Genomic DNA, 17,559 nt, shown 5'->3' with positions numbered 1-17,559 from the left:
GCGGTTAGAGGGCCGAGCCCAGCTTCATCATGTCCATCATGTTGGCCTTGACCTTCACCTTGCCGCCGGTGAAGGCCTTCTTGAAGTCCAGCTCCCCGCTGACCAGCGCGAGCAGGTCGTCGGAGGAGAGGATCATGCGGATCTGGGCCTCGTCGTCGTCGCCCTCCTCGATGTCGACCAGCTTGCCCTTGTCGAAGCGCCCGTGGAAGGAGACGTCGTCGAGGTCGGTGATGTCGCAGGCCAGGGAGCGGTCGAAGCCCGACAGCTTCTTGGCGGTCTTGGGCTTGGAGGCGAGCATTTCGGCGAACTTCTCCAGGGCTTCCTGGCATTCGGCGGCGTTGGCCATGGTTGCTCCTTCGCAATCGGTGGTAGTGGGCCGGCGCTGGGCCCGCCCTCGGTGGCGGTCCGACCGCCACGCGAGTATGTTACTCATCAGTATATAGCGTGGCTCCGGGCGTCCGCTCGGTACCGTAGTAGTAAACAGGAAAGAGGTGGACACAACCCATGATGGGCCCTAGCTTCCAATCCTATTTCGAGACCGCCGCCGGACAGGCCGCGGCCGCCGCCCGCCGCTTCGCGGACGCCGGCGACCGCTTCACCGAGTCCGACCCCCGGCTCCGCGAGGCGCGCCAGTGGGTCCGCAACGGCGTGGACACCGTCGCGGGCAAGTTCGGCTACTACCGCGACGCCGAGTCGGGCAAGGTCGACGACCTCGCCGACGAGGTCCGCCGCCACCAGTCCCAGACCAACCGCATGGACGCCAAACTGCGCCGAGCCCAGGACGACATAGCCGCGCTCCGCAAGAGGGTCCTCCAACTGGAGGCCCGCAGCGCCCTGGCGGACGACGAGAAGTCCCGGGAGGACTGAGATGACCGCAGAGACCCCGACCGCGCCCCCGCCGGAGGTCGCCGAAGACCTCTCCTCCGTCCTCTCCGGACTCGAGGGCATCGCTGAACGCCCCGTGACCGAGCACGTGGCCGTCTACGACACCGTCCAGCAGGGGCTCTCCGACCTCCTCGCCGACGTGGACGACGCGTGAGCGCCCCGTGAAGCGACTCGACGTGGCCCTCACCGAGCGGGGACTGGCCCGGTCCCGCTCCCAGGCCGGACAGCTCATCGCACAGGGCAAGGTCCTCATCAACGGCGCCCAGGCCGCCAAGAACTCCGTCAAGGTGTCCGACGAGGACGTCCTCGAACTCGAGGGCCCCGAGCCCTACGCCTCACGGGGGGCCGGCAAGCTCGAACCGGTCCTGCGCGCCTTCGGCGTCCGCGCCGAGGGCCTGACCTGCCTCGACGCCGGAGCCTCCACCGGCGGATTCACCGACGTCCTCCTCCGCGAGGGCGCCAAGCGCGTCTTCGCCGTCGACATCGGCGAGGGCCAGCTCGTGCCCGACCTCGCCGCCGACGAGCGCGTCACCGTCCGCGACCACTGCAACGTGAGATTCCTCTCCGAAGAGGACATCGGAGGGCGCGCCGACCTGACGGTGGCCGACCTGTCCTTCATCTCCCTGCCCAAAGTGCTGCCCGCCCTCGCCGCGTGCACCTCCGAGGACGGGATCCTCCTCCCCATGGTCAAGCCGCAGTTCGAAGTCGGCAAGGCCAAGATCGGCAACAGGGGCGTGGTGACCGACCCCGCGCTGCGCCGCGAGGCCGTCCAGTCGGTCATCGAGGCGGGCGCCGCGCTGGGGTGGAACACCACCGCCGTCACCCCGAGCCCCCTTCCCGGCCCTTCGGGCAATGTAGAGTTCTTCGCGCACATGAAGCACGGCCGCCCCGCCATGAGCGCCGAAGAGATTCGCGCAGTGGTCGAGTCAGTCTGAAGGAGTCGACGGTGACCGAACGCAACAGCGCGCCCGAGCGGATCCTCGTCACGACCCACCCCTTCCGGGAGGACGTGGGAGAGCTCGCCGAGTCCATTGCCACCACCTTGCGTGACAAAGGGATCGCGGTGCGCATCGTCCCGGCCACCATAGCCGCGCTCTCCGACCCCGAGGTGGTCGAGGTGGCCGACCGCGTCTCCAGCGGCAAGGCCGACATGGTGATCGCCCTCGGCGGCGACGGGACCGTCCTGCGCTCGGCCTCCCTGTCGGGCGAGGCCGGACTCCCGCTGCTGGGGATCAACCTCGGAAAGGTCGGCTTCCTCGCCGAGGCCGAGACCGGGGAGCTGCCCACCGTCCTCGACCGCCTCCTGCGGGGCGACTACACGCTGGAACGCCGCACTGCGCTCGCGGTGCGCGCGGTCGACTCCAAGGGAAAGCACTGGGCCGCCTGGGCGTTCAACGAGGTCGCCGTGGAGAAGGCCGAGCCCGCGCGCATGCTCGAGGTCTCCGTGGACATCGACGGCACGCGCGTCTCGCGGTACGGCTGCGACGGCGTGCTCTGCTCGACTCCGACCGGCTCGACCGCCCATGCCATGAGCGCCGGGGGACCGGTCGTCTGGCCCGACGTCGACGCCCTGATGCTGGTTCCGGTCAACGCCCACGCGCTGTTCACCACGCCCATGGTCATGCACCCCAGCGCGGAGGTCTCCATCACCGTGGAGTCCCCGATGACGCCGGCCGCGCTGGTCGCGGACGGCAAGCCCGTCGCGACCCTCACGTGCGGGTCGGTCGTCACCATCACGGCCTCCGACCGGCCCGTCTACCTGGTGCGCATGAGCGAGCGCCCCTATCCGCAGAGGTTGGTCTCGAAGCTCTCGCTGCCGGTCGAAGGATGGCGCAACCAGAGTTAGCCGGACGCCTCCGGGACCGTGCGTCTCTCGGCGCGGAGGCGTCGCCGGGCGCCGGAACGGCCGCGCCGTCCGGAGCAGGCGGCCGTACCGCTAGTGGTCCTCCGGGTAGCCCACGTGGGGAAGCGAGACGTCGTCCAGCGCCAGCCGGATCTCCGGGGGCAGGAAGAGCTGTTCGCTGCCCAGGGAGGACTTGAGCTGGGCCGCGTTGCGCGCCCCGACGACGGCCGAGGCCACGCCGGGCTGGTCGCGCACCCACGCCAGCGCCACCTCCAGGGGGGTCACGCCCAGCCCGTCGGCCGCGGTCGCGACGGCCTCCACGATCGCGGCCGAGCGCTCGTCCAGGTAGGTCTTGACGAACCGGCTCCACGAGGGGGAGTTGACGCGCGAGTCGGCCGGCCGGCCGTAGCGGTACTTGCCCGTCAACACGCCGCGCCCGAGGGGCGACCAGGCCAGCAGGCCCAGTTCCATGGCCAGAGCGGCGGGCAGCACCTCGCGCTCGACTCCGCGCTCCAGCAGCGAGTACTCGACTTCGGTGGCGACGATGGGAGCTCGGGCGGGCTCGGCGGCCTGCCAGGTGGCGGCCCGGGCAGTCTGCCAGCCGGTGTGGTTGGAGAGGCCCACGTAGCGGGCCCTGCCCGACCGCCAGGCCAGGTCGAGGGCCGCCATGGTCTCCTCCAGCGGCGTGTCGGGGTCGTAGACGTGCAGGAGCCACACGTCGACGTAATCGGTCTGCAGGCGCTTCAGCGAGGCGTCCAGGGCGCCCAGGAGCCAGTTGCGGGAGGTGTCGCGGCTGCGCCCGGTGCTGTCGGTGCGCACGCCCGCCTTGGTGACGATGTGCAGGCGCGAGCGGTCCACGACCGTGCCGCACAGGTGGCCCAGGACCCTCTCGGCGGCGCCGCCGCCGAAGACGTCGGCGGTGTCCACCAGACTGCCCCCGGCCTCGACGAACGCTATCAGCTGGGCCGCGGCGTCCTCCGTCCCCGCCTCGTCGGTCGACCACGTCATCGTCCCCAGCCCCAGACAGGAGACTTCCAAGCCGCTGCGGCCCAAAGGTCTGCGTTCCATGCCCCATAACTTACCGCGAGGTCCGCGACACGCCTCGGCCGCTCCGCCTTTAGGAGGAGAAACCCTGAGATTTGCCCCCCAGGGGCGCTCCGGGAGGGGCGGAGGCGGCGGGCGTCCGCTTACACTGGAGCGGCGTCAACGACCGAATGGCAAGGGAGAGCGACAGTGCAGATCTGGCAGGCCGTGATTCTGGGGGTCATCGAGGGGATCACGGAGTTCCTCCCCATCTCCTCGACCGGGCACCTCGTCGTGACGGCCGAGTTCCTCGGCCTCGACCCGGCCTCGCGGTCCTTCATCGGATTCAACGCCATGACGCAGGGGGCGGCGATCGTCGCGATCCTGGTCTACTTCTTCAAGGACATCGTCCGCATCGCGGTGGGCTGGGTCAAGGGGCTGTTCGACAAGGACGAGCGCAATATGGACTACCGCTTCGGCTGGTACGTCATCGTCGGCTCCATCCCCATCGTCCTGGTCGGCCTGCTCGTCAGCGACTCGATCGACAAGATCATGAACCTCTGGTCGGTGGGCATCGGCATGATCGGCTTCTCGTTCGTCATGTGGTTCGCGGAGAAGGTCGCCACGCACCAGCGGACCGAGTCCCACGTGAACATGAAGGACGCCCTGTTCGTCGGCGGCATCCAGGTGCTCTCGCTGTTCCCCGGGGTGTCGCGCTCCGGAGCGACGATGACCGGCGGGCTCCTGCGCGACCTGGACCGCGTGGCGGCCACCCGCCTGGCGTTCTTCCTGGGCATTCCCGCCCTGGTCGGCGCGGGGATCCTGGAGGCCGGGGAGGCCTTGGACGGTTCCATCCCCACCGCTTCGCTCGTGGTGGGCCTCGTCGTGTCGGGTCTGACGGCCTACGCCTCGGTCGCCTGGCTGATGAAGTTCGTCGCCAAGCACACCTTCATGCCCTTCGTCTGGTACCGCATAGGCTTCGGCGTCCTGATCCTGGGCGTCGCGGCCCTCGGCTGAGGCTGTTAGCGCACAGACAAAAAGTGGTGGAGAACCGGCGCCTCCCATTACCCTCGCTATATGGATTCGTGGAACAAACCGGAAGTCCCCGGGCTGCCGGGCCGGGGCCCCGCCCTCAAGCTGTACGACACCTCCGCCGCCGCGGTGCGCGACCCCCTCGACGAGGGCGCGGACAAGGCCGGCATGTACGTCTGCGGGATCACCCCCTACGACGCGACGCACCTGGGCCACGCCGCCACCATGATCGCCTTCGACCTGGTCGGGCGCTACTGGAGGGACCGGGACCTGCGGGTGGACTACGCGCAGAACGTGACCGACGTCGACGAGCCGCTCTTCGAGCGCGCCGAGCGCGACGGCGAGGACTGGAAGGTCCTGGGCCTGCGCGAGACGGCGCTCTACCGCGAGGACATGGAGGCGCTGCGGATCGTCCCGCCGACCCACTTCGTCGGGGCGATCGAGACCATCCCGTCGATCGGGGAGGCCGTCCAGCGCCTGTTGGACTCCGGCCACGCCTACCGGCACGAGTCGGGCGACGTGTACTACTCGGTCGAGTCCGACCCGAACTTCGGCTCGGAGTCCAACTACGACGAGGCGACCATGCGGAAGTTCTTCGGCGAGCGGGGCGGCGACCCCGACCGGGAGGGCAAGCGCCACCCCCTCGACCCGATCCTGTGGAACGCGCCGCGCGACGGCGAGCCGACCTGGTCCTCCCCGGTGGGCGAGGGCCGTCCCGGCTGGCACATCGAGTGCGCGCTGATCGCCCTCGACCACCTGGGCGAGACGATCGACCTGCAGGGCGGGGGGTCGGACCTGATCTTCCCCCACCACGAGATGTCGGCCGCCCACTCCGAGAGCCTGACGGGCAAGGCGCCCTTCGCCGGCGCCTACGTCCACACCGGAATGATCGGGCTGGACGGCGAGAAGATGTCCAAGTCGCTGGGCAACCTGGTCTTCGTCTCCCGCCTTCGAGCCGACGGGGTCAACCCCTCGGCCGTGCGCCTGGGCCTGATGTCCGGGCACTACCGGGCCGACCGGGACTGGAGCGACAAGGTGCTCGCCGAGGCCGAGTCGCGCCTGGACCGCTGGAGCCGCGCGGTGGGCCGCGAGACGGCTCTGCCGGCGGGGGAGATGCTCTGCAAGGTGCGCGAGCGCCTCGCCGACGACCTGGACACGACCGGGGCCCTCGCGGCGGTCGACGAGTGGGCCGACGGCACGCTCCGTGAGGGCGGCACCGACCCCTCGGCGCCGCTCCTGGCCCGCGACACCATCGACGCCCTGCTCGGTATCGAACTCTAGTCCTTACTGTAGGATTCCGACTCGCGGTAGTCTGCGGAGGTCCGAAGGACCTCCGCAGACCCGACCTTGAGAAACGAGTCGGCAAACGGACACACCCACCACAGCGTCGCCGGCTCCCGAACGCCGAGGAGTCAGCCTTGAAAATCCTTCTGTTGGTCTCGGCCTTCAACGGCCTCACCCAACGAGTCTGGTGCCACCTCCGTGACGCCGGACACGATGTCGGAGTGGAGTTGGCCCCGACCCACGACGACGTGTCGATCACCCGCCTCGTCTCCGATCTCGACCCCGACCTCGTCCTCTGCCCGTTCCTCAAACACCGTGTCCCCCAGTCGGTCTGGGACAACTGGCCCACGGTCATCCTCCACCCCGGGCCGGCGGGCGACCGCGGGCCCTCCTCACTGGACCACGCGACGCTGGACTCGCGCCCCCGTTGGGGCGTGACCGCCCTGTCGGCCGTCGAGGCGATGGACGCCGGCCCCATCTGGGCCTGCCACACCTTCGACATGCCGGAGTCCCCGATCCCCAAGAGCGCCCTGTACAACTCGCGCGTGGCCGACGCGGCCATGGCCTGCGTCGAGGACGTGCTCAACGCGGTGCGCACCAAGACCCCGCCGAAGGCCGTGTCCGGCTACCGCCACCCCGTGCCGGACACGGGGGAGCTGCCGCTGCTGCGCCGCAAGGACTTCGCCATCGACTGGAACGCCTCCCCAGCCGAGGTCTGCCGGCGCATCGCCGCCGCCGACGGCGCCCCCGGCGCCCCGGCGCTGCTCGAAGGCGAGGCCTACTGCGTCTTCGACGCGGCCCCGGAACCGGGCGTCGACGCCGGCGCGCCGGGCCGCCTGGTCGCCCGCGACGGCGAGAAGCTGGCCGTCTCGGCCGGAGGGGGACTGGTCTGGTTCGGGTACGCGGCCACCCTCGCCGACAACCGCCGCGGGATCAAGCTTCCCGCCTCCTACGTCCTCCCCGGCGCCGAGGACCTGCCCTACCGCCCCGCCCCCGAGGCGCTGCGGGAGATCTCCTACAGCCGTTTCGGCGGGGTCGGAATCCTGACCGTCCGCTCCTACAACGGCGCCATGCACACCGAGCAGTGCCGCCGCATGACCGACGCGGTCGGCAAGGCCCTGGCCGAGGACACCCACACCCTGGTCGTCACCGGCACCGAGCACGGCTTCTCCAACGGGATCAACCTCAACGTCATCGAGGCCTCCGAGGACCCGGCCGCCGAGGCCTGGGCGAACATCAACGCCATCGACGACTTCTGCGAGGCGATCGCCCAGGCCGACCAGCTGACGGTCGCCGCGCTGAGCGCCAACGCCGGAGCGGGCGGGGTCATGGCCGCGCTGTGCGCCGACGTCGTCTACGCGCGCGACGGAATTGTCCTCAACCCCTACTACGACATGGGGATCTACGGCTCCGAACTCCATACCTGGGGCCTGGCCTCGCGAGTGGGGGAGGACGCCGCGCAGCGGCTGCTGACCGAGAAGCTCCCCGTCTCCTCCACCGAGGCCCGCCGCCTCGGCATTCTGGACGCTGTGGGCCCCCGCGACTGGGAGTCCTTCGCCGGTTGGCTCGGCGAGCGCCTGCGGGCCCTGGAGGAGGAGTGGCTGCGCGACGAGATGCGGCGCAGCGCCGCCCACCGGTCGCCGTCGCGGCCGTTCTCCTACTACCGGACCATCGAGCTGGCCGAGATGGCCCGCGACTTCTTCGACGACCGCAACGGCTTCGCGGCCCAGCGCTTCGACTTCGTCAAGAAGCGCCCGACCTCGGAGACGCCTTCGCGCCTGCGGTTCAAGTAGCGGCCCCGGCCCGCCGAACGGGCTTTCCGAGACCCGCCCGCCGGGGCGGGGCCTCTCCGATTCGGCGGGCGGTCGGCGGCCTCCCGGCGGGGCCGCCCCGGCGCTCTGCCGGGAGGCCGGCGTCGCGATCCGCTCCTCCGCGGTCCGCGTCCGCCTATGATCATCGCCATGGCTTCGTCCGATCCCCGTCATAGGGCCCGGGGGCGGCGGCGCATGCGGCTGGAACAACGGTTCGAGGCGTAGCGGCCGGTATCGTCGAAAGGGCGCGGCGACCACCTCACGGGGATCCAATCTCAAAGAGTGGTACGCACTTCCCGCCTGCCAGACTCGTCTCGTACCCTTGAAGGATGCCTGCAACCAAAACCGCGCGCCGCCTCCGACCGGAGCAGAGCGCGTTCCTCGATGCCCTCACCCGTCGCGTCCTCGTCGCCGACGGAGGCATGGGAACCATGTTGCACGCCGCCGAGCCCACCGAAGAGGACTACGACGGCCACGAGGGCCTGTCCGACATCCTCTGCCTCACCCGTCCCGACATCGTCCTGGGCATCCACGACGCCTACCTCGCCGCCGGAGCCGACTGCGTCGAGACCAACAGCTTCAACGCCAACTACGGCGGACTGATCGAGTACGGGATCACCGAACGCGCCCGCGAACTGGCGCACGAGGCGGCCGTCCTGGCCCGGCGCAAGTGCGACGAGTACGCCACCCCCGACTCGCCCCGCTTCGTCCTCGGCTCCATGGGCGGCGGCACCCGCCTGCCCACCCTCGGCCACGCCCCCTACGCGACCCTGCGCGACCACTACCGAGAATGCTCCATCGGCCTCATCGAGGGCGGCGCCGACGCGCTGCTGGTCGAGACCGCCCAGGACCTCCTCCAGGCCAAGGCGGCCGTCCTCGGCGCCAAGAGGGCCAACGCCGCCCTGGGCACCACCGTCCCCGTCATCGCCCAGGTCACCGTCGAGACCACCGGCACCATGCTCGTCGGCAGCGAGATCGGCGCGGCGCTCAACAGCCTCTCGGCCATCGGCGCCGACCTCATCGGCCTCAACTGCGCCACCGGCCCCGCCGAGATGAGCGAGCACCTCCGCCACCTCTCGCGCCACTCTCCGGTCCCGATCTCCGTCATGCCCAACGCCGGCCTGCCGCAGCTGGGACCCAACGGAGCGGTCTACCCGCTCACCCCCGGCGAACTGGCCGACGCCCACGAGGACTTCGTCGAGAACTACGGCGTCAACCTCGTCGGCGGCTGTTGCGGCACCACGCCCGAGCACATCCGCCAGGTCAAGGAACGCCTCGACGGGCGCGAACCGCGGCCGCGCGACCCGCGTCCCGAACCGGGCCTCTCCTCCTCCTACCACCACGTCCCCTTCCTCCAGGACGCCTCGATCCTCAACGTCGGCGAGCGCACCAACGCCAACGGATCCAAGGCCTTCCGCGAGGCCATGCTCGCCGCCGACTGGGACGCCTGCGTGGAGATCGCCCGCGAGCAGAACCAGGGCGGCAGCCACGTCCTCGACCTCTGCATCGACTACGTCGGACGCGACGGCACCGTCGACATGGCCGAACTCGCCGGGCGCTTCGCCACCGCCTCCACCCTCCCGATCATGCTCGACTCCACCGAACCCGAGGTCATCGAGGCGGGCCTGGAGAAACTGGGCGGACGCTGCGTCGTCAACTCCGTCAACTTCGAAGACGGCGACGGCCCCGACTCCCGCTACCGGCGCGTCATGCCCGTCGTCGCCGAGCACGGCGCGGCCGTCGTCGTCATGTGCATCGACGAGGAGGGCCAGGCCCGCACCCGCGACTGGAAGGTCCGCGTCGCCTCCCGCACCATCGACGACCTCGTCGAGAACTGGGGCATGGCCGTCGAGGACATCTTCATCGACACGCTGACCTTCCCCATCACCACCGGACAGGAGGAGACCCGCCGCGACGGCATCGAGGCGATCGAGGCAATCCGCGAGATCTCCCGCCTCTACCCGGCCGTCAACTTCACCCTCGGCATCTCCAACATCTCCTTCGGCGTCAACCCCGCCGCCCGCCAGGTGATCAACTCCGTCTTCCTCAACGAGTGCGTCGAAGCCGGGCTGACCTCCGCGATCGTCCACTCCTCCAAGATCATCCCCATGGCGCAGATCCCGGAGGAGCAGCGCAAGGTCGCCCTGGACCTCGTCTACGACCGCCGCGAGGGCGAGTACGACCCGCTCCAGAAGATCATCGAGATGTTCGACGGCGTCACCACCAAGGGATCCAAGGCCGCCCGCGCCGAGGCCCTCCAGGCCCTGCCGCTGTCCGAGCGGCTCTCCCAGCGCATCATCGACGGCTACAAGGACGGCCTCGACGCCGACCTCGACGAGGCCCTGGAGACGATGAGCGCCCTGGAGATCATCAACGACCACCTGTTGAACGGCATGAAGGTCGTCGGCGACCGCTTCGGTTCCGGACAGATGCAGCTGCCCTTCGTCCTCCAGTCCGCCGAGACGATGAAGACCGCCGTCGCCCACCTCGAACCGCACATGGACAAGGCCGACGACGCTGGCAAGGGCACCATCGTGCTGGCCACCGTCAAGGGCGACGTCCACGACATCGGCAAGAACCTCGTCGACATCATCCTCTCCAACAACGGCTACTCCGTGGTCAACCTCGGCATCAAACAGCCCATCAACGAGATCATCGACGCCGCCGAACAGCACCGGGCCGACGCCATCGGCATGAGCGGCCTCCTGGTCAAGTCGACGGTCATCATGAAGGACAACCTCGCCGAACTCACCGCCCGCGGACTGGCCGGACGCTGGCCCGTCCTCCTCGGCGGCGCCGCCCTCACCCGCGCCTACGTCGAAGACGACCTGCGCGACCAGTTCGACGACGGCGAAGTCCACTACGCGCGCGACGCCTTCGAGGGCCTCACCCTCATGGACCGCCTCATGGCCCACCAGCGCGGCGACATCGGCGAAGTCCTCACCGAGGAGCAGAAGCGCAAGATCGCCGAGCGCAAGGCCCGCCGGGAGAAGACCCAGGCGCTCAAACGCGACAACCTCCCGCCGCTGGACGACACCACCGTCCGCAGCGAGACCAGCCTCGACAACCCGATCCCCGAACCCCCCTTCTGGGGCAGCCGGGTGGTCAAGGGCATCCCGCAGGCCGACTACGCCGCCTTCCTCGACGAACGCGCCACCTTCCTCGGCCAGTGGGGCCTCAAGGGCACCCGCGGCGACGAAGGACCCGGCTACGAGGAACTCGTCGAGACCGAGGGGCGCCCGCGGCTGCGCTACTGGCTGGAGCGCCTCGCCGCCGACGGCGTCCTCGACCCGCAGGTCGTCTACGGCTTCTACCCCGCCTACAGCGAGGGCAACAGCGTCGTCGTCCTCGACGAGAACGCCCGCGACGAGCTGGCCCGCTTCACCTTCCCGCGCCAACGCACCGACAAGCGCCTCTGCCTGGCGGACTACTTCCACCCCAAGGACGGCGACCTGGACGTCATCGCGCTCCAGACCGTCACCATGGGCGGCGGGGTCAGCCCCTACACCGCGAAGCTCTTCGCGGACAACGACTACCGCGACTACCTCGAAGTCCACGGGTTGACGGTGCAACTCACCGAGGCGCTCGCCGAGTACTGGCACGCCCGCGTGCGCGGCGAGTGGAGGTTCCCCAGGGGCGGTTCCGTCGCCGACGGCGACCCGGAGCGGCTGGAGGGCATGTTCCGCACCGAGTACGCCGGCTGCCGCTACTCCTTCGGCTACCCGGCCTGCCCGAACGTGGAGGACCGCAAGGCCCTCATCGACATCCTCGACGCCTCCCGGATCGGAGTCGAGCTGTCCGAAGGAGACCAGCTCCACCCCGAGCAGTCGACCGACGCGATCGTCCTGCACCACCCGGAGGCGACCTACTTCGCGGCCAAGTGACCGCGCCGTCTCCGAGGACTACGGAGACGGCGCGGCGCGGCTCGGCCCAGACACCGCGTCAGGGCCGAGCCCGCCATTCTCCGCCTCGCGGAAGGAGGCGATCTCCCCGGCCGGCGAGAAGCGGACGACGTGCGCGATCTCGGTGAGGTACCGGCGCTCCCCCCAGGGGATCCGCTTCTCCAGTTCCTCCGGACCGGCCATGAGCGCCTGGAAGATCCGCTCGCCGTCGGCGAAGAACAGGTCGACGAACCTGGGTTCGCCCGCGGCGTCGGCCATGATGTTCCCGGGGTTGAGGTCCAGCCCGCCCCAGTAGGGGATCGACCTCTCCGCCTCGGCGTTCAACCTCTCGGCCGCCCGCCGCACCTCTGAGACGGGATCGCCGTCCGCCGCCCTCTCCCAGCGCTCCTTGAGGTCGGCGGCAGCGCCCGCCTCCACCGGGCGCATGAACTCCATGGCGGTGAACCGCCCGCCGCCGTCGAGGGCGACGTCGACGTCGATCACCGGGAGCAGCTCGTTCCCCGGCAGAGCGCGGCACAGGTCGGTGAAGACGCCGTAGGCCGGTTCGCACGGGCTCACCCGCGCGGCGCGGAGCCCCTCGGGAGACCGCCACACCGTAGCCCAGTCGCCCAGGCCGCAGACGTTCCAGCCGGCCGAGGCCAGTCGGACGGAGGCGTCCCGGTGCGAGAGGCCCTCCAGATCTTCGAACTCGGTCATGGAGGGAGCCTAGCGGCCCGTCCGGGCGGAGGCGATCCCTTTTCCGCGCTCCGGGACGTCGCGGAGGAGCGGCACCGCACGGCGCGACACACCTTGCGAAGAGTGCGAACCCGCCCAACTGTCGGGTCGCCGACATTGCGGCCCTTGGTTTTTCGCCCCGGGTTCGATAGCCTTGTATGCCCTGCCCGTTCCCCGCTCCGCGTGAGGCCCCGGATGAAGCTGCGACCCGTGTCCGCCCGAATCACCGTCCAAGGATCCACCCTTCTGCGCGGCGAACCCCTCGACGCGATCCTCGAGACCGTCCGCGACGACTCGGGACAAACGGAGAACCTGATCCTCCACGGCCCCTCCGGCTCCGGAAAGACCACGCTCCTGGCCCAGGCCAACACCCTGTTCCGCCTCCTCACGGCCACCGCGCTGATCGACTGCAAGGCCTACCGGCCGGACACCGTTCCCGAGATGATGCAGGACGTCCGAGACCAGATGGCCGCCCCCGTGCGGGGCCTACCCCGCTACCGGTTCCCGCGCCTCGACCTGGCGCTCGCGGCCGTGTCGCAGGGGCTCACCCCGTTGACCGACTTCGAAGCGGAGTGGAGGAACCTCACCCGGGGTTCCCGTGACTTCCGGCGGGAACAGCGCCGCAAGAAGAGGGCCGTGGCCGGGAGGGCGCAGAAGGAGATGGCGTTCAATATCCAGTTCGCCTTCAAACTGCCGTTCTTCGACATCAAGTTCAGGCCCGACCGCAAGGTCCGGGTCGGGCCGCCCCCGCTCCCGCGCCGCATCCCCCGGGAGGTCCGCCAGTGGTTCGCCTCGCACGGCTGGGAGCCGATGATCTACTCCTATCCGGAGAAGACCGGCTCCGACGACCCCCGCGAGGCGAGCGAACGGGAGTGGGCGGCCCAGACCAGCCGCAACGAGTGGCTCGTCCACGCGTTCCTCACGGACCTCCGCGAATCCAATGGGCGCGCCGGCCAGTACCGCTGCGTCCTCTTCCTCGACGATGTCGACAGCCTGCGGCGACCCGCGCGCTACGGCGGCGGAATCCCGGCCCTCTTCCGCTCGGCTCAGGCCGCCCCCGCCGGCGCCCGGGACGAACCCCTGCCGCTGCTTCTGGTGGGCAGCACCCCGGAGCCGGAGCGGATGGAGAAGACGAGGACGCTCGCGGTACCGGACTTCGGGCGCAGCGACCTGCACCGCCTGGCCGACCTTTCGCCCCACCCGATCGACGGGTACTTTCCCGAACTGGTCCACGGTCTCACCGGCGGATACGTCGACGCGGGGAGCACGCTGCTGCGCCACCCGGCCATCGCCCGGCTGCGGGCGCACGACGGCCTCCACCGGCTCCTGCGGGAGCCCTGGGAGGAGACCCGCGACTCGCCCACGCTGGAGGACCACCTCTGCCTCACCCTCGCCAAGGCCCTCTTCAAGGAGACCGACCTGGACCTCGACGAGGCCACCCTGGAGGCGCTGGCGATCTGCTCGCTGGCGAAGGTCCGCGAGGACGTCGGCTACCTGGTCGGGACGTACGACCTCGCGGAGGACCTGGTGGGGCTGGGAGACCGGTCCTGGTTGGCGTGGAACGAGAACTCCGGCCCCGCGCGGTCGGCCCGCGCGCTGCTCATGCGGCTGCTCCTGCGGCGCTGGCAGGCCCACGACGAGTGGACCCGGTGCGACAGGACCATGGCCTTCCGCCGCCTGGCGGCGAGGGCGGACCTGAAGGCCGCCGACGGCCCCGGCCGTCACCCGAACTGGCACTACTACAGCCTCGGCGCCGGCGACCTGATGCGCGTCTGCCTCGCCCTGGACCGCCTGCTGGACCGGCCCGGCAACGAGGAGAGGGTCGTCGGGCTGATCCGCCACGCGACCACGGTTCCGCAGCCGGCGCTCGACGATCCGGGCTCCGGGTCGTTCACCCCGCTGGAGCGCTACAAATTCCTGGTGGGAAACCGCGGGCCGGAGCGCGGCCCCGAGTTCCCGCCGATCCTGGAGGACCGTCTGGGACGCCTGGTGAGGATCGTGGCGGGCCGGTGGATCATCAACGACCCCCTGGAGAGCATGTACACCAAGAACGTCCACCTCCGGGTCCGATCGGCCCTCCTGGAACTGGGGACGATGTGCGGTGACTCGCGGCCGTTCGAGACCGAGGCGGAGTTCCACGAGAGCACGTCTCTGGAGCGGCCGGTCAATCCGCTCGACGACGACCTGGAACTCGAAAGGGACAGACAGTGAGCGGAGACGGATCGTCCATCGGAGACCTCGCGTTCCCCGTCACGCACGGCGAGCTCGTGCGGCGGCTGGGCTCGCCCATGCAGCAGAAGCGGTTCCGCCGCAAGCGGTTTACGGCCTTCGGCACCGCCCTGGCCCTCGTCGCGGCCGCCGTCCTGACCTTCGTCACCTACCTGCCCAACCTGAGATGCGACTGGGGGAGCACGGGCCTGGAGATGGCCGGCGGCGAGTGCGTCGGGGTGGACGACGGTTCACACTCCTTCGACCCGGGCCTGGACTGGATCACCGGGCGCATCCACTCCATGAACCGGAAGGTGGAGGAGCGCCTGGAGAACGACGGCGACCTCAAGGCCTTCCGGATCGTCCTGATGACGTCCTTCTCCCTGTCGGGGGACGCCGACCTCGACCAGTCCCAGATCGAGCGCGCCGTCGAGGGCGCCTACGCGTCCCTTATGCGGCAGAACGGGTTCGCCGAGAACACCGACGGGAGCCTGGAGACGGTGGCGGAGGGGAGCCGTCTCTTCCAGCTCTACCTGGCCAACGAGGGGAGCCTGCAGCAGGGCGCGGACGTCGTGGTGGAACAGTTGGAGGACATGAAGGGCGACGAGATTCCGCTCTCGGCGGTGATCGGGCAGTCGTCCACGACCACCGCCACCGAGTCGATCGCCCGCGACCTCTCCGAGCGGGGCATCCCCATGATCGCCAGTTCGAGCACGTCCACGACGATCAACAACGACGACTTCCCCGGACTCATCCGCGTGGCCCCGAACAACGAGGACTACGCGGCGGCCATCCGGGGCCGGCTGGACGCCGAGGACGAGGCCGGCCGCGACCCGGGGCGCGGCATGCTGCTGTTCGACGACAACCGCGAGGACATCTTCGCCTCCGACCTGGCCTTCCAGTTCGAGGAGTACCTCGACCCCTACCTCGTGGAGCACCGGCGGTCCTTCACCGGCAGCGCGGGGCGGGAGAAGTCGCCGGTCTACTTCGACCACATCATCAATGAGATCTGCGGCCGCAACGCGCCGGACATGGTCTTCTTCGCCGGCCGCTTCTCCTATCTGGAGGACTTCCTGCACGCATGGGAGTTGCGCGGCTGCCGCACCCCCGACGGGGACCCGATCACCGTGTACTCCATCGAAATCGGCCTGCACCCGGGCATCATCGGCGACTACGCGACGGAGTGCGGGGCGGCGGAGGACGAGCCGGCGCCGGGGGACTTCCGGCTCATGCAGGCGAGCGCCTTCGACCCCGCCTGGCTGGAGGAGGGCGGGTGGCGACCCGAGGGGTTCGACGTCTACCGCGAGGCCATGACCGGCACCGTCCGCGGCGAGTCCCAGTCGACCGGTTCGGAGTCGGACTTCTACAACGGCTACTCCCTGATCTACTACGACGCGGCCGACATCGCGGTGCGGGCCACGCTCCTGGGGCACGAGGCCGGGGACGAGGACACGCTCGCCGAGAGCGTCCGCAACCACCTGTTCCGCGTCAGCGGCGAGCAGACCGGCAGCGGGTACCTCGACTTCGTCGAGGAGCTGGACGGGCGGGTGACGGGCCGCTACGTGCCCATAGTCAGCTTCCCGTGCGTCGAGGCCCCGTCGGCGACCGTGCCCTTCCAGACCCCGGACGAGCCCTACGACGAGCTGTACCCCGACTTGAAGTGAGGGGTCCGCCCGGCCGGGCGGACCCGCCGGAGCCGCGCTCGCTCGATTTTCCCCGGCGTCCCCTGTTGACCGCGCGAGTTTCCTGTTGTTAACATCTGTGTCAGCAGATAGTTAATCGTTTAACTTCAGCAGTTGCGATCGACACGCCCACCGGACGAAGGACGCCCCATGGCGAAACGCCCCCGCATAGCCGACGTCGCCGCCGCGGCCGGAGTCTCCACCGCCACGGTCTCCATGGTGCTCAACGGCACCGGCGGCCGCCGCATCGGAGCCGAGACCAGCCACCGCGTGCGCCAGGCGGCCGAGTCCCTCGGCTACCGTCCCAACTCGGTCGCCCGCGGCCTGCGCACCCGGCGCACCCAGATGATCGGCTTCATCGGAGACGACGTCGCCACCACCCCCTTCGCCGGGCAGATGATCCGCGGCGCCCACGACGCGGCCAAGGACGCCGGCCACCTCCTGCTCATGACCGACACCGGAGGCGACCCCGGAGAGATCGCCGAGGCGGTCGAGGCGCTCCAGCAGCGCCAGACCGACGGACTGGTCATCGCCACCATGTACCACCAGGTCGTCGAACTCCCCGAGAGCGCCGCCGCCCTCCCGCACGTCCTCCTCAACTCCCGGCCGGCCCGGGGAGGCTGCTCGTGGACGGCCCCCGACGAGAAGGGCGGGAGCGAGGCCGTCCTGTCCGAACTCACCGCCCTGGGGCACACCCGCATCGCCCACCTCACCACCGCCGAGGACGTCCCCGCCAAACACCTCCGCGCCGAGACCTGGCGCGACCTGGCCGGCCCCGAGGCCGCCGACCTCTACCGGGAAGTGCCCTCCGCCTCGACGCCGCACGGCTACGCGGGCGCTCTGGAACTCCTGCGCCGCGCCGACCGCCCCACCGCGGTCTTCTGCTTCAACGACCGCATGGCCATGGGGCTCTACCGCGCCGCGGCGGAACTCGGCCTGTCCCTCCCCGACGACCTGTCGGTCGTCTCCTACGACGACCAGGAGCTCATCGCCCCGGCCCTCCACCCCGGCCTCACCTCGGCCGCCCTGCCCCACTACGACATGGGGCGCTGGGCGGTCGAGGAGCTCCTGCGCCGCATGAGCGAACCCGGCGCCGAACCCGCCGGCCGCCTCATGCCCTGTCCTGTCGCCCGCCGCGACTCGACGGCCCCGCCCGCCTGAAACATCGACCGCCT

At 70.2% G+C, this 17,559-nt stretch carries 14 protein-coding genes; 11 read left to right on the top strand and 3 right to left on the bottom strand.

Annotation, left to right across the window (positions count from 1 at the left end; translation table 11 throughout):
• Positions 1–4 precede the first annotated feature (4 nt).
• Positions 5–346: an SCP2 sterol-binding domain-containing protein gene (locus ACFTE1_RS09545; RefSeq protein WP_380623434.1), complete on the bottom strand. Its 342-nt coding sequence runs from the start codon at positions 344–346 to the stop codon at positions 5–7.
• Positions 347–504: 158 nt separating this feature from the next.
• On the opposite strand from ACFTE1_RS09545, the gene ACFTE1_RS09540 reads away from it, so the two are divergent.
• From ACFTE1_RS09540 to ACFTE1_RS09525, 4 genes are read left to right on the top strand one after another with little or no spacing between them, the layout of a single operon-like run.
• Positions 505–867 carry a hypothetical protein gene (locus ACFTE1_RS09540; RefSeq protein WP_380623436.1) on the top strand — a complete coding sequence of 121 codons (363 nt, stop codon included), beginning with the start codon at positions 505–507 and terminating at the stop codon, positions 865–867.
• Between the two features lies 1 nt (position 868).
• Positions 869–1,039: a hypothetical protein gene (locus ACFTE1_RS09535; protein WP_380623438.1), complete on the top strand. Its 171-nt coding sequence runs from the start codon at positions 869–871 to the stop codon at positions 1,037–1,039.
• Positions 1,040–1,046: 7 nt separating this feature from the next.
• Positions 1,047–1,820, top strand: a complete 774-nt coding sequence (locus ACFTE1_RS09530) for a TlyA family RNA methyltransferase (protein ID WP_380623440.1) — start codon at positions 1,047–1,049, stop codon at positions 1,818–1,820.
• 11 nt (positions 1,821–1,831) lie between these two features.
• Positions 1,832–2,731 carry an NAD kinase gene (locus tag ACFTE1_RS09525; protein ID WP_380623442.1) on the top strand — a complete coding sequence of 300 codons (900 nt, stop codon included), beginning with the start codon at positions 1,832–1,834 and terminating at the stop codon, positions 2,729–2,731.
• A 90-nt stretch (positions 2,732–2,821) separates the two neighbouring features.
• Here ACFTE1_RS09525 and ACFTE1_RS09520 read toward each other — a convergent pair whose 3' ends face one another.
• The gene (locus ACFTE1_RS09520; protein ID WP_380623444.1) at positions 2,822–3,796 is read right to left on the bottom strand and encodes an aldo/keto reductase; all 975 of its coding nucleotides are present in this window, start codon (positions 3,794–3,796) and stop codon (positions 2,822–2,824) included.
• A gap of 165 nt (positions 3,797–3,961) precedes the next feature.
• Here ACFTE1_RS09520 and ACFTE1_RS09515 point away from each other — a divergent pair, with 165 nt between their 5' ends.
• From ACFTE1_RS09515 to metH, 4 genes are all read left to right on the top strand, one after another.
• Complete coding sequence (locus ACFTE1_RS09515; RefSeq protein ID WP_380623446.1) at positions 3,962–4,768, top strand: undecaprenyl-diphosphate phosphatase; 807 nt, start codon at positions 3,962–3,964, stop codon at positions 4,766–4,768.
• 60 nt (positions 4,769–4,828) lie between these two features.
• A complete protein-coding gene (gene mshC, locus ACFTE1_RS09510; protein WP_380623448.1) occupies positions 4,829–6,064 on the top strand; it encodes a cysteine--1-D-myo-inosityl 2-amino-2-deoxy-alpha-D-glucopyranoside ligase in 1,236 nt (411 codons plus the stop codon).
• A gap of 137 nt (positions 6,065–6,201) precedes the next feature.
• Positions 6,202–7,860 carry an enoyl-CoA hydratase-related protein gene (locus ACFTE1_RS09505; protein ID WP_380623450.1) on the top strand — a complete coding sequence of 553 codons (1,659 nt, stop codon included), beginning with the start codon at positions 6,202–6,204 and terminating at the stop codon, positions 7,858–7,860.
• A 347-nt stretch (positions 7,861–8,207) separates the two neighbouring features.
• On the top strand, positions 8,208–11,762 hold the full coding sequence (gene metH / locus ACFTE1_RS09500) for a methionine synthase (RefSeq protein WP_380623452.1): 3,555 nt from the start codon (positions 8,208–8,210) through the stop codon (positions 11,760–11,762).
• Between the two features lie 18 nt (positions 11,763–11,780).
• On the opposite strand, the gene ACFTE1_RS09495 is transcribed toward metH, so the two are convergent.
• A complete protein-coding gene (locus ACFTE1_RS09495) occupies positions 11,781–12,476 on the bottom strand; it encodes a hypothetical protein (protein WP_380623454.1) in 696 nt (231 codons plus the stop codon).
• Positions 12,477–12,704: 228 nt separating this feature from the next.
• On the opposite strand from ACFTE1_RS09495, the gene ACFTE1_RS09490 reads away from it, so the two are divergent.
• The 3 genes from ACFTE1_RS09490 to ACFTE1_RS09480 all read left to right on the top strand — a co-directional run bounded on the left by ACFTE1_RS09490 (position 12,705) and on the right by ACFTE1_RS09480 (position 17,545).
• Positions 12,705–14,705, top strand: a complete 2,001-nt coding sequence (locus ACFTE1_RS09490) for a hypothetical protein (RefSeq protein ID WP_380623456.1) — start codon at positions 12,705–12,707, stop codon at positions 14,703–14,705.
• A complete protein-coding gene (locus tag ACFTE1_RS09485) occupies positions 14,702–16,366 on the top strand; it encodes a hypothetical protein (RefSeq protein ID WP_380623458.1) in 1,665 nt (554 codons plus the stop codon). The genes ACFTE1_RS09490 and ACFTE1_RS09485 overlap by 4 nt, the downstream gene beginning before the upstream one ends.
• Before the next feature lie 168 nt (positions 16,367–16,534).
• The gene (locus ACFTE1_RS09480; RefSeq protein WP_380623460.1) at positions 16,535–17,545 is read left to right on the top strand and encodes a LacI family DNA-binding transcriptional regulator; all 1,011 of its coding nucleotides are present in this window, start codon (positions 16,535–16,537) and stop codon (positions 17,543–17,545) included.
• Positions 17,546–17,559: the final 14 nt, after the last annotated feature.

This window comes from Salininema proteolyticum (assembly GCF_042685645.1).
Classification (GTDB): domain Bacteria; phylum Actinomycetota; class Actinomycetes; order Mycobacteriales; family Micromonosporaceae; genus Salininema; species Salininema proteolyticum.
Note: the sequence above shows the minus strand (reverse complement) of the source record. Positions and strands in the feature narration are given on the sequence as shown.